Below are 12,605 nucleotides of genomic sequence, written 5' to 3' on the forward strand. Positions count from 1 at the left end.
TCGCTGCTGCCGTTGACCGGCTGGCCGATCACCGCCACGCAGTCGCCCAGGCCAGCCGCGCTGAACTGCGCCAGCACGTCCGGAGTAGCGTCCTGGCGAACCTGGATCAGGGCACCGAGTTCCTCGTTGAAGAGTACGGCGGCGAGGCCATCGGCGCTGTCGGCGAGAGCATCGAGGGTGAGTTGCAGGCCGCAGTGGCCGGCGAAGGCCATTTCCAGCGCGGTGGCCAGCAGGCCGCCGTCGGAACGGTCGTGGTAGGCCAGCAGGTGACCATCGGCGTTGAGGCCCTGGATCACCGCGAAGAACGCCTTGAGGTCCTCGGCGTCGTCGACGTCGGGCGCGTGGCGGCCGATCTTGCCGTAGACCTGGGCGAGGATCGAGGCGCCCATGCGGTTCTGCCCGCGACCGAGGTCGATCAGGATCAGGTCGGTCTCGCCCTTGTCCAGGCGCAGTTGCGGGGTCAGGGTCTGGCGAATGTCGGTGACCGGGGCGAAGCCGGTGACGATCAGCGACAGCGGCGAGGTCACGCTCTTCTCGGCGCCCTCATCCTGCCACCTGGTCTTCATCGACATGGAATCCTTGCCCACCGGAATGGTGATGCCGAGCGCCGGGCACAGCTCCATGCCGACCGCTTTCACGGTGTCGTACAGGCGCGCGTCCTCACCCGGGTGGCCGGCGGCGGCCATCCAGTTGGCGGACAGCTTGATGTCGGAAATCTTCTCGATGCGCGAGGCGGCGATGTTGGTCAGCGTCTCGCCGATTGCCATCCGCCCGGAAGCAGCGGCGTCGAGCAGCGCCAGCGGGGTGCGCTCGCCCATCGCCATGGCTTCGCCGGTATAGACGTCGAAACTGGTGGCGGTCACGGCCACATCGGCCACCGGCACCTGCCACGGGCCGACCATCTGGTCCCGGGCGACGAGGCCGGTGATGCTGCGGTCGCCGATGGTGATCAGGAAGCTCTTGCTGGCCACCGCGGGGTGGTGCAGCACACGGCTGACGGCGTCCTCGAGGGCGACGCTGGCGGCGGAGAAGTCATCGCCCAGCTCGGCTTCACGGGTGACCGAACGGTGCATGCGCGGCGGCTTGCCGAGCAGCACTTCCAGCGGCATGTCCACCGGGGTGTTGCCGAAATGGCGGTCGGTGACGGTCAGGTGCGGCGCTTCGGTGGCCTCGCCGACGACCGCGAACGGGCAGCGCTCGCGCTCGCAGATGGCCTGGAAGCGCTCGAAATCGGCGGCGCTGACGGCCAGCACGTAACGCTCCTGGGACTCGTTGCTCCAGATCTCGTGCGGCGCCATGCCCGGCTCGTCGTTGGGCACGTTGCGCAGTTCGAAGCGGCCACCGCGGCCGCCGTCGTTGACCAGTTCCGGGAAGGCGTTGGAAATACCACCGGCGCCGACGTCATGGATGAAGGCGATCGGGTTGGCGTCGCCCAGTTGCCAGCAACGGTCGATGACCTCCTGGCAGCGGCGCTCCATCTCCGGGTTCTCGCGCTGCACCGAGGCGAAATCCAGGTCCGCCGAGCTGGCGCCCGTGGCGACCGAGGAAGCGGCGCCGCCACCCAGGCCGATCAGCATGGCCGGGCCGCCGAGCACGATCAGCTTGGCGCCGACGGTGATCTCGGCCTTCTGCACGTGGTCTTCGCGGATGTTGCCCATGCCGCCGGCGAGCATGATCGGCTTGTGGTAGCCGCGCACTTCGTCGCCGTGCGGCGTGGCGATCGATTGCTCGAAGGTACGGAAGTAACCGGTCAGCGCCGGACGGCCGAACTCGTTGTTGAACGCGGCGCCGCCCAGCGGGCCTTCGATCATGATGTCCAGCGGCGTGACGATGCGCTCCGGCTTGCCGTAGGGCACCTCCCAGGGCTGCTCGAAACCGGGGATGTTCAGGTTGGAGACGGTGAAGCCGGTCAGGCCGGCCTTCGGCTTGGCGCCGCGACCGGTGGCGCCCTCGTCGCGAATCTCGCCGCCGGAGCCGGTGGACGCACCGGAGAACGGCGAAATGGCGGTCGGGTGGTTGTGGGTTTCCACCTTCATCAGGATGTGCACCGGCTCCTGCACCGCGCCGTACTGGCGGGTTTCAGGATTGGGGAAGAAGCGCCCGGCGGTGTGGCCGACGATCACCGAGGCGTTGTCCTTGTAGGCCGACAGCACGTTCTCGCTGTGCATCTGGTAGGTGTTCTTGATCATGCCGAACAGCGACTTTTCCTGGCTCTCGCCATCGATGTCCCAGCTGGCATTGAAGATCTTGTGGCGGCAGTGCTCGGAGTTGGCCTGGGCGAACATCATCAGTTCGATGTCGTGCGGGTTGCGCGCAAGGCCCTGGAACGCATTGACCAGGTAATCGATCTCGTCCTCGGCCAGGGCCAGGCCCAGCTCGACGTTGGCCTTCTCCAGCGCCGCGCGGCCGCCGCCGAGGATGTCCACCACGGTGAGCGGTTTGGGCTGCGCGTGGCTGAACAGGTTGCTGGCGTCTTCCATGCGGCCCAGCACCATCTGGGTCATGCGGTCGTGCAGCAGCGCGGCGACCTGCTCGATCTCCGCCTCGCCAAGCTCGCCGGCGACGTAGTAGGCGATGCCGCGCTCCAGGCGCTCGATCTTCGCCAGGCCACAGTTGCGGGCGATGTCGCTGGCCTTGCTCGACCAGGGCGAGATGGTGCCGAAGCGTGGTACGCAGAGGAACAGCCGCCCGCTGGGCTCCTGCACCGGCACGCTCGGCCCGTACTTGAGCAGGCGCGCCAGGACCTGCTCCTCGTGCGCGGTCAATGCGCCGGCAACGTCGGCAAAATGCGCGAATTCGGCATACAGCCCGGTCACGGCGGGGACCCTGGAGGTCAGTTGCTCGAGCAATTTGCCGTGGCGAAAGGCAGAAAGGGCGGGAGCGCCGCGCAGAATCAACATCGTCGGGACAGCCTCGGAAGGGGGAGCTTTGGGAGGCGCGCATTCTACCCTATACCGGCCGCATGAGGCCAAAGCCGGCGCTCGCAAAGCCGCCGGCGATCGGCACTTGCGCCTAGCAGAGCGCCTCCCGCCTGTCCAGATATGGCGACGCTACGCCATTGCGTATACTGCGCCGATGTTTTCATTCATGGCGTTGCGCACACGCTGTCTCATCGGGCTCCTGGCGGCGGGCATCGTCCTGTCGTTGGCGGGCTGCAGCGACGATGACGCGCCTGCTCCCAGGCCGTCGGCACTCGAACGTATAAAGGATGAAGGCGTGCTGCGGGTGGTCACCCGCAACAGCCCGGCCACCTACTTCGAAGACCGCAACGGCGAGACCGGCTTCGAGTACGAGCTGGTCAAGCGCTTCGCCGAGGACCTCGGCGTCGAGCTGCAGATCGAAACCGCCGACAACCTCGACGACCTGTTCATCCGCCTGAACAACCCCGCCGGCCCCGAGCTGGCCGCCGCCGGCCTGGTCGCCACCGAGGGCCGTCAGGGCCAGGCCAGTTTTTCCGTGCCGTACCTCGCCGTCACCCCGCAGGTCATCTATCGCAACGGCCAGCAGCGCCCTACCCGTCCCGAAGACCTGATCGGCAAACGGATTCTGGTGCTCAAGGGAAGCAGCCACGCCGAGCAGCTCGGCGAGCTGAAGCTGCAGTATCCGGAGCTGAACTACGAGGTGTCCGACGCGGTGGAGGTGGTCGACCTGCTGTGGATGGTCGACGAGGGGCAGATCGACCTGACCCTGGTCGATTCCAACGAGCTGGCGATGAACCAGGTGTACTTCTCCAACGTGCGCGTGGCGTTCGACCTCGGCGATGCGCGCAGCCTGGCCTGGGCGGTGGCCGGCGGCGGCGACCGCAGCCTGCTCGACGAGGTGGACCAGTTCATTGGCCGGGTCGAGAAGAACGGCACCCTGCAACGCCTGAAGGAGCGCTACTACGGCCACGTCGACGTGCTCGGCTACGTCGGCGCCTACACCTTCGCCACGCACCTGCAGCAACGCCTGCCGCGCTACGAGCAGCATTTCCGCAAGGCGGCGCAGACGGAGAAGGTCGACTGGCGGCTGCTGGCGGCGATCGGTTACCAGGAGTCGCTGTGGCAACCCGATGCCACCTCCAAGACCGGCGTGCGCGGGCTGATGATGCTGACGCTCGGCACCGCCCAGGCGATGGGCGTGGCCAACCGCCTCGACCCGCGGCAGAGCATCATCGGCGGTAGCAAGTATTTCGCGCAGATCCACGAAGGCCTCGCCGACGACCTTACCGAACCCGACCGCACCTGGTTCGCGCTCGCCGCCTACAACGTCGGCATCGCCCACCTGTCCGACGCGCGCAAGCTCGCCGAGGCCGAGGGGCTGGACCCGAACAAGTGGCTGGACGTGAAGAAGATGCTGCCGCGCCTGGCGCAGAAACAGTGGTACAGCAAGACCCGCTACGGCTACGCCCGCGGCGGCGAGGCGGTGCAGTTCGTCGCCAACATCCGCCGCTACTACGACATCCTCACCTGGGTGACCCAGCCGCAGATGGAGTCCAACCAGATCGTCGAGAGCGGCCTGCACGTACCCGGCGTCGCCAAGGACGAGGTCCTCGACCGGCAGACGCCGCCGCTGTAGGTCCGGCGCCGCACGCACCTCTACCCGCCGAAGCGCAGCAAACTCAGTCCCGGCGCGCCTTGAAGAAGGCCTTGAGCACCGCACCGCATTCCTCCGCCAGCACGCCGCCCTCCACCAGCACGCGGTGGTTGAGGAAGTCCTGGGCGAAGAACTGACCACGGCTCAGCGCGACGCCGGCGCGCGGCTCGGCAGCGCCGAACACCACGCGCTGGATGCGGGCGTGCACGATCAACCCGGCGCACATGCTGCACGGCTCCAGCGTCACATACAGCGTGCTGCCCGGCAGCCGGTAGTTCTGCACGGCCTCGGCGGCGGCGCGGATGGCCACCATCTCGGCGTGGGCGCTGGGGTCGTGACGGGAAATCGGGCAGTTGAAACCGCTGCCGATCACCTCGCCGTCCCGCACCAGCAACGCGCCCACTGGCACCTCGCCGAGGGCCGCGCCCTGTGCGGCGAGCGCCAGGGCCTCGGCCATGAAGCGCTGGTCCTGGCTGCGGTCGACGATGATCGGGTTCTTCATGGGCGGCTCACACCACGGCGATGGCGGCCATCAGGCCGGTTTCCATGTGATCGATGACATGGCAGTGGAACATCCAGGTCCCCGGATTATCGGCCACCAGCGCCACGCGCGCCGTCTCGTTCTTGCCCAGCAGGTAGGTGTCGGTGAAGTACGGGATGATCTTGCGCCGGTTCGACGAGATCACCTTGAAGGCCATGCCGTGCAGATGGATCGGGTGCTGGTACTGGGCCATGTTGCGCAGCTCGAAGATGTAGTGCCCGTCCTTCTTCAGCGTGGCGATCGGCCGATCGGTGCAGGTCTTGTCGCTGATGTCCCAGGCCTGGCCGTTGATCTGCCAGTACTTCGCCGGGCCCTTGTCGTTGGGCTTGGCCAGCGTCGCCGACCATTCGAAGTTGAAGCCGATAGTCTCGGCCTTTTCCAGGTCCGGCTCCGGAACCGGGTTGGCCGGCAGCGCCGCGGGCCATTCGCCAGCCGGCTGCTCGCTGGCCAACCCCTTGAAGGTGGCCAGGCGCAGCGGGCCGTTGCGCAGCGGCAACTCGACGCCGGCCTCCGGCACCTTCAGCGCCAGGTCGATACGCATGCCAGGCCCGAGCCAGTACTCCTTTCCCAGCGGGCGCGGCTGTACCGGATGACCGTCGAGGGCGTAGATGCGCACGTCGGCCTCCGGCATGTTCAGCCGGTAGGTGACGGTATTGTCGAGGTTCAGCAGGCGCAGGCGCACTACCTGGCCAGACGGCAGTTCGAGGGTCGGCGCCGGCTTGCCGTTGATCGTCGTCAGGCGCCCGCGGGTGCCCTCCCGGGCCGCCTCGCGCGGCACGCTGAAGGCGGTGAACGCGCCCTCCTCGTCGATGTGCCAGGTTTTCAGCACCAGGGTGTGGTCGTGCTGGAAACCGCTTGGTTCGCGCTCCTCGACGATCAGCGGGCCGACCAAACCGCGGCCGAGCTGCTCGCTGCTGCTGGTGTGCGGGTGATACCAGTAGCTGCCGGCGTCCTTGACCAGGAAGCGGTAGTCGAAATACTCGCCCTTCTTCACCGGCAGCTGCGACAGGTAGGGCACGCCGTCCATCTCCAGCGGCAGGCGGATGCCGTGCCAGTGGACGGTGGTGTCCTGCTCCAGGTGGTTGATGAAACGCACCCGCAGCCAGTCGCCCTGGCGCACGCGCAGCTCCATGCCCGGCGCCTGGCCGTTGTAGCCCCAGGCTGGCGTGGTATGCCCGGCGACCAGCTCCAGGTCGACCGGCGCGGCGATCAGCTCGTAATCGTGGGTGTCGGCGAACATCGGCTTGCCCAGCCAGTAGCGCACGCCACCGGCGCCGAGACCGACCACACCAAGGCCGACGAGGCCGCCAAGAATCTGTCTACGGGTGAAGGACATGTTCGAAACTCCAGTCAGAAGGACTTCGCTGACACACCGGGCATGCAGCAGTCGCAGGAGCGATTGCCGTGGCCGCCACTCTGACGGAGGCGCGGATACAGGCGACCTGCCGCGGCGTCCGGGCAGGCTTCGCAGGCCGGCGCCAGGTGGCGAACGGCGGAAAAACGGGGATTGGCAGCGAACGCCGACTCAACGCGCATCGCCGCTCCGCCCACGATAGGCGCGGGTGGTCATCAGGTAGACCGGCAGGCCCGAGCAGAGCACGATCAGCGCCGCGTAAGGCGCCGCCGCCGCGTACTCGAGGTTGCCGGTGTGCGACCAGACGGCCGTCGCCAGCGTGTCCAGCCCGGTGGGGCCGAGCACCAGCGTGGCGGTCAGCTCCTTCATGGTATCGAGGAAGACCAGCACGAAGCCGGCGGCGATGGCCGGGAAGATGATCGGCAGGGTCACCTTGAGGAAGGCCAGCAATTGCGTGTAGCCGAGCGTACGCGCGGCCTCTTCCAGCTGCGGCGAGGCTTTCTCCAGCGCCACCCGGATCGGCGACTGCGCCATCGGCATGAACAGCAGCGCGTAGGCGATCAGCAGCAGGCTGGTGGTCTGGTACAGCGCCGGCAGATAGCGCAGCGAGAAGAACACCAGCGACAGCGCGATGACCAGGCCGGGCAGCGCGTGCAGCAGCACCGGCAGGCGCTCGCCGAGCGTCGCCAGGCGGCCGCGATAACGCACCACCAGCAGGCCGATCGGCACCGCCAGCAGCACGCTGATCAGCGCGCCACCGAAGGCCAGCGAGAGCGACGAGCCGAGCGTTTCGAGAATCTTCATCAGCGGGAAACTGGCCGAGCTGCCCTCGACGATCCAGAAGCCCAGCATCACCAGCGGCGTGCCACAACCGATCACCACCAACCCCAGCATCATCGCCTGCACCGGCAGGCCCCAGCGGCCCAGGCGCACCGGCGCCGAGCGCCGCGCTACGCCCTGCCCGGTCCGCGCATAGCCGCGACCGCGCAGGCGAAACTCCAGCCACAGCAGCACCATGCACAACGCCAGCAGCAACGCCGAGAGCATCGCCGCGTTGGTGTTGCTGAACTCCAGCTCGAACTGCTGGTAGATCGCCGTGGTGAAGGTCTGGTAGCGCATGATCGACGGCGCGCCGAACTCCACCAGCATGTGCAGCGCCACCAGCAGGCTGGTGCCGAACAGGGTCGGCCGCAGCAGTGGCAGGGTCACTCTCCAGAACACCTGGGCGCGGCTGTAGCCGAGCATCCGCGCCGATTCTTCCAGCGCCGGATCGAGGCTGCGCAGGGTCGCCGCCACCGGCAGGTAGATCAGCGGGTACTTCGACAGGATCATCACCAGGACGGTGCCGCCCAGGCCCTCGAACATCGGGCTGATGGAAATCCAGGTGAAACCGCTGACAAACGCGGGGATGGCGAACGGCAGGCACAGCAGCACGTTCCACTGGCGGCTGCCGCGCAGGTCGCTGCGCTCGATGCACCAGGCCAGCAGCAAACCGAGCAGCGCACAGCCGACGGTCACCAGCACCATCAGTTTCAGGGTGTTGGCCAAAAGGCCGAAGACGAAGGGTCGCCAGAGCAGTTGCCAGGCGGCGTGCCAGCCGGACTCCCAGCTCTTCACCGCGACATAGAAAAGCGGCAGTGCCGCGACCAGCACCAGCAACAGCACCGGCACCTGCAGCCAGAACGGCGGCGCCCGATGACGCGACACCGCGCGGACGCTCACGGGAGTCGCCAGGCCATCCGCCGCTTCGACCTGCATGTTCAGTTCAGCCCGACTTCGCGTTCGAGTTCGAGGGCGTCCTCGGCCAGGCCGATGTCGGACGCGGTCAGTTTCGGCGGACGCAGTTCGCTATACGGCTTGAGCAGCGGATCGGCCGGCACGTTGCTGTTCATCGGGTACTCGGCCGACTTGCTGAGGATGGCCTTCTGGCCCTCCTCGCTGACCATGAATTCGAGGAACTGCTGGGCCTCCTTCGGATGCTTGCTGGCTTTCACCACGGCCGCGCCGGACACGCTGACCAGCCCGCCCGCATCGCCGTTGTCGAAGTAGTAGAGCTTGGTGTTGAGCTCGCCCTTTTCCTTCTTCAGCGCCGCCCAGTAGTAACTGTTGATCAGCGCCGCGGAGATTTCGCCGTTCTCCACCGCCTTCATCGCCACCACGTTGTTGGTGTAGGTGGCGCCGAACGCCTTGAGGCCGGTCAACCAGTCCTCGGCGGCTTCGCGGCCGTTGAGCTTGATGATCGCCGCGACCTGACCGAGAAACTCGCCGCTGCTCGGCACGAAGCCGATCTTGCCGCTCCACTCCGGGCCGGCGACGTCCAGCACGCTGGCGGGCAGGTCCTGCTCGCTGATTTCCTTGGGGTTGTAAGCCATGACGCGGACGCGGGCGGTGATGCCCAGCCAGTTGCCATTCTTGTCGGAGAATTGCGGGTCGATCTGCGCCAGAGTGGCGTCGTCGACTTTCGCCAGCAGCCCCTGATTGGCCAGCTTGATCAGCGGCGGCGCTTCCTCGGTGTAGATGAGGTCGGCGGGCGAGCGGGAACCCTCTTCCGCGATCTGGTTGGCCAGCTGGCCACCGCCACCCTTGCGAATCTGAACCTTGATTCCGGTCTTCTTCTCGAAGGCCTCGGCGACGGCGACGCCGGTCGCTTCGTGCTGGCCGTTATAGAGCGTCAGCGTGACCGGATCGTCGGCCCAGGCGCCCGTCGCGGCCGACAGGCCGATGCTCAGGACGCTTGCGCTGCAAAGCCGTGTCAGTGCCGTGGAAAACCGTACCGTCATCTAGCCGTTCCTCTCGTCGTCGAAGATTCGCGGCAGAATTATACGGGCATGCCACTGGCAACTGCACTTGATTCGCAACAAGAGTTACGGTTTTTTTGTCCATTGCGCGCGGCCGCAGGCAGGGCTTCAGCTGCGCCAAATGCGCGGCCTGCAGCGGTCGGCAGGAGGTCTGGCCGCTCGGGCTCGGGGCGCCGGTCCTATTGGCAGACGCCCCGCTGCGCGCCGATGCCGCATGGCGGGCTACGCAACCGCCCCCGCACCTAGGGTGCTGCAGCTGTGGAGCGTTCGGCGCCGTAGGTCTTGCTCAGGTAATCCACCATGGCGGCGGTGTCCTGTTCGGGAAAGGGGGCCCCGAAGACCTTGCTCATCTTGCCGACAGTGGCCTCCCAGTAGCTACGTGGCAACGTCCGCGGCTGCGTCAGAACGTACTGCGCCGAATGACAGATCAGGCAGTTCTGTTGCACCAGTTGATAGCCCGGCAAATCGCTGGCCACGTACACGGCGGTTTCCGCCGGCAGTTCGACCTGTAACGCGGTAGCGGTCAGCGGCATACAGGCGGATACGAATGCCAGCGCGACGAGGAATCGTGAACTCATGGCGGTACTCCTCATGCGGCCACCACCCGGGTGGTTTCCACCACGTTGCGCAGGTAGCCGGCGGGGTTCCACTGCGCTTCCAGCGGCTGCTGCTGGCCGATCCGATTGAGCGCACGCACTTTCAGCGCATAGTCGCCCCGCTTGGGTGGGGTGAAGTCCGCCGTCCATTCGCGGAACGAATAGCGACCGAGGTCCTTGCCCAACCGGGCTTTCTGCCAGGACGCGCCGTCGTCGGCGGAAAACGCCACCTCGGTAATGCCATAGCCGCCGTCGAAGGCGATGCCACGAACCTGGGTCGCGCGTCCGACCGGCACCTTCTCACCGTCCTGAAGGCTGGTGATGAAGGAGCGGATGGAGAAGCGATTGATCGGAATGGTCTTTTCCGGCGCGGTGCCGGGCGGCACGCAACCGCAGGCATTGTCGGGAATACGATAGGCCTTGCTCATCCAGAAGCCATCGAACTCCCCGTCGATCACCTCGATGTTGTCGAGGTGCTTCACCCAGTAGGTGCCGTAATAGCCGGGGACCACCAGGCGCAGCGGGTATCCGTTGAGGAGTGGCAAATCTTCCCCGTTCATTGCCCAGGCGAGCATCACCTCGCCGTCCCGCGCATGGTCCAGGTCCAGCGCCTTGACGAAGTCCGGCCCGTTGCCCAGCGGCGGTTTATCCATGCCATTGAACGTCACCTGCCGCGCGCCGGCCTGTACGCCCGCCTTGTCCAGTAGTGCCTTGAGCGGCACGCCGGTCCAGCGCGCGTTGCCCATCGCGCCGTTGGACAGCTGGCCGCCATTCACCCGTGGCTGGAAGTGCCCGCGGCTGTTGCCCGAGCACTGGTTCACCGCCACCACCTCGAGCGGATCGGCCAGTTTCTTTATCTCGTCGAGGGACAGCTCCAGCGGCGCGTCGACCTTGCCGCCGACCTTCAGCCGGTAGGCCTGCGGGTCGATGGAGGTCGGCAGCGCCGCCCAGTGGTAGCGCACGAAGAAGGCGTCGTTGGGTGTGATCAGCCCCTGGTTGAATACCGAGAACGGTGTTTCCAGCTGCGGCGGCCGGCTGGTCAGCACAATCATCGGACGTTTCTGCGGAAAGCTGAGCAGATCGCGTTCGCCGTTATCGAACGGCAGCGTCACCTTGGCGTCGGCGGCCAGCGCAGACAATGCCGGGGCTCCGGCCAGCGCGCTGGCGCCCGCCACTCCGAGGGCTCTCAGCAGGCGTCGACGCGAGGCGTCCGGGGCCGGTGCGGCCTGGTCATGTTCCATCTGTTTCTCCTTGTCAGGGTTATCGGAAAACGCCCGGCGCCGGCACGGCGCACCGACGCCGGGCGAGGCTCAGGCGGGCGCCTGCTGCGGTTCGTCGGCCATCGGTCGCGGATCGATCCCCAGCGACACCATGGCGCCGATGAACAGCAGCGTGACGGACACCGCGAACGGAATCGTCCAGCTGCTGGTGAGGTCGAGCATGAAACCGAAGAGCATCGGCGAGAGGATTCCGGCGATGCCGAAGCCGGTGTTCATCAGCCCGCCGCCGACACCCGAGTGACGCGGCGCGATGTCCATCGGGATGGCCCAGAGCACGGCGTTGGTCAGTTCCAGGAAGAAGAACGACAGCGACAGGCAGATCGCCGCGACCCACAGGTCGTGGATGAACAGCACCGGCATGATGAACACCAGCGAGCCGAGCAAGCCGACCACCAGATTGGTGCGGCGAGCGAGCTTGAGGCTGTTGGTGCGGCGCAGAAGGCTGTCGGAGAGCATGCCGCCGAGGGTGTCGCCGACCACTCCGGCGCACAGCACCAGGGTGGTGAACAGCGCGAAGTTCTTCAGGTCCAGCCCGTAGCTCTTTTCGAAGAACGACGGAATCCAGGTGAGGAACACCCACAGCGACCAGCCGTAGCAGAAGTCGACGAAGGTCACCGGCAGGATGCGTTTGAGCAGCATCCGCCAGGGCACGCGCTTGTGCTCGTGCTTCCACTGCTCACGCGGCAGTTCATCCAGCTCGGCCTGGGTCATCTTGGGGTGGTCCGAGGGCGAATCGCGGAATTCGCGGTTCCAGAAGAACACCCAGATCAGGCTGATGGCGCCGAACAGCCAAAAGCTCAGGCGCCAGTCGTAGAGCGCGATGCAGCCGGCGACCAGCAGCGGTGTGACGGCGTTGCCCAGGCGCGACGCGGCGTGGGTGATGCCCTGGGCGAAGCCGCGACGATCCGGTGGCATCCATTTCGCCATGGCGTGGGTGGCGGTCGGGAAGGTCGCGCCCTCGCCGAAGCCCAGCGCCAGGCGCGCGGCGAACAGTGAGGCGAGGCCGATCGAGAAGCCGGTGGCGGCGGTGGCGATCGCCCAGATGATGCCGACGACGGTGAGCACCTTGCGCGGTCCAAAACGATCGCCGAGCAGGCCGCCGAATATCTGGAAGAACGCATAGGGGATGGCAAAGGCCGAGAGCACCATGCCCAGTTCGCTGTTGGAAAGCCCGAGGTCCTGCTTGATGAACGGCGCCGCGGTGGCGATGTTCACCCGGTCGACGTAGGTAATGAAATACATCGCGCAGAGCAGCAGCAGGACCCTCCCGCGCACGCGACCGCGAAAGCCGTCGAGCCCGGTGTGGGTAGCAGGATTCTTCACGCGCGGCCCTACGGCCGCCGAGGTAGGTGTGGTGTTCATTGTTGTTGTCACCTGTGAGTGCCGAGAGGAAAAGCCGGGAACACCCGACGCGCGCAGGCGCCGGGTTACAACTCAAGGCTGGTGCGAGGTACTGTCCTG

Annotated in this window: 9 protein-coding genes; 1 reads left to right on the top strand and 8 read right to left on the bottom strand. The window is 66.7% G+C overall.

The genetic code is table 11. The features are described from left to right. Positions 1–2,900: phosphoribosylformylglycinamidine synthase (gene purL, locus B3E91_RS05180; RefSeq protein WP_287028607.1), on the bottom strand; the 2,900-nt coding region annotated here is incomplete at its 3' end. 175 nt (positions 2,901–3,075) lie between these two features. Between purL and mltF the strand changes: the two genes are divergently transcribed. Next, positions 3,076–4,557, top strand: a complete 1,482-nt coding sequence (gene mltF / locus B3E91_RS05185; RefSeq protein WP_287028608.1) for a membrane-bound lytic murein transglycosylase MltF — start codon at positions 3,076–3,078, stop codon at positions 4,555–4,557. Positions 4,558–4,600: 43 nt separating this feature from the next. On the opposite strand, the gene tadA is transcribed toward mltF, so the two are convergent. The 7 genes from tadA to B3E91_RS05220 all read right to left on the bottom strand — a co-directional run bounded on the left by tadA (position 4,601) and on the right by B3E91_RS05220 (position 12,506). After that, positions 4,601–5,077: a tRNA adenosine(34) deaminase TadA gene (tadA, locus tag B3E91_RS05190; RefSeq protein ID WP_273232242.1), complete on the bottom strand. Its 477-nt coding sequence runs from the start codon at positions 5,075–5,077 to the stop codon at positions 4,601–4,603. A gap of 7 nt (positions 5,078–5,084) precedes the next feature. Further along, positions 5,085–6,452, bottom strand: coding sequence for a multicopper oxidase family protein (locus B3E91_RS05195; protein WP_273232241.1), 1,368 nt, complete (start codon positions 6,450–6,452; stop codon positions 5,085–5,087). Positions 6,453–6,641: 189 nt separating this feature from the next. After that, positions 6,642–8,228, bottom strand: a complete 1,587-nt coding sequence (locus B3E91_RS05200) for an ABC transporter permease (protein WP_414708197.1) — start codon at positions 8,226–8,228, stop codon at positions 6,642–6,644. A 2-nt stretch (positions 8,229–8,230) separates the two neighbouring features. Continuing rightward, positions 8,231–9,250, bottom strand: a complete 1,020-nt coding sequence (locus tag B3E91_RS05205; RefSeq protein WP_090227221.1) for an iron ABC transporter substrate-binding protein — start codon at positions 9,248–9,250, stop codon at positions 8,231–8,233. 260 nt (positions 9,251–9,510) lie between these two features. Next, positions 9,511–9,846: a c-type cytochrome gene (locus tag B3E91_RS05210; protein WP_273232237.1), complete on the bottom strand. Its 336-nt coding sequence runs from the start codon at positions 9,844–9,846 to the stop codon at positions 9,511–9,513. An 11-nt stretch (positions 9,847–9,857) separates the two neighbouring features. Beyond that, the gene (locus B3E91_RS05215; RefSeq protein ID WP_287028609.1) at positions 9,858–11,105 is read right to left on the bottom strand and encodes a molybdopterin-dependent oxidoreductase; all 1,248 of its coding nucleotides are present in this window, start codon (positions 11,103–11,105) and stop codon (positions 9,858–9,860) included. Between the two features lie 69 nt (positions 11,106–11,174). After that, entirely contained in the window at positions 11,175–12,506 is a 1,332-nt protein-coding gene (locus B3E91_RS05220) for an MFS transporter (protein ID WP_287028610.1), read from the bottom strand. Positions 12,507–12,605 lie beyond the last annotated feature (99 nt).

The sequence above is a fragment of the Pseudomonas sp. UBA6310 genome (assembly GCF_002438225.1).
Classification (GTDB): Bacteria; Pseudomonadota; Gammaproteobacteria; order Pseudomonadales; family Pseudomonadaceae; genus Pseudomonas_O; species Pseudomonas_O kuykendallii.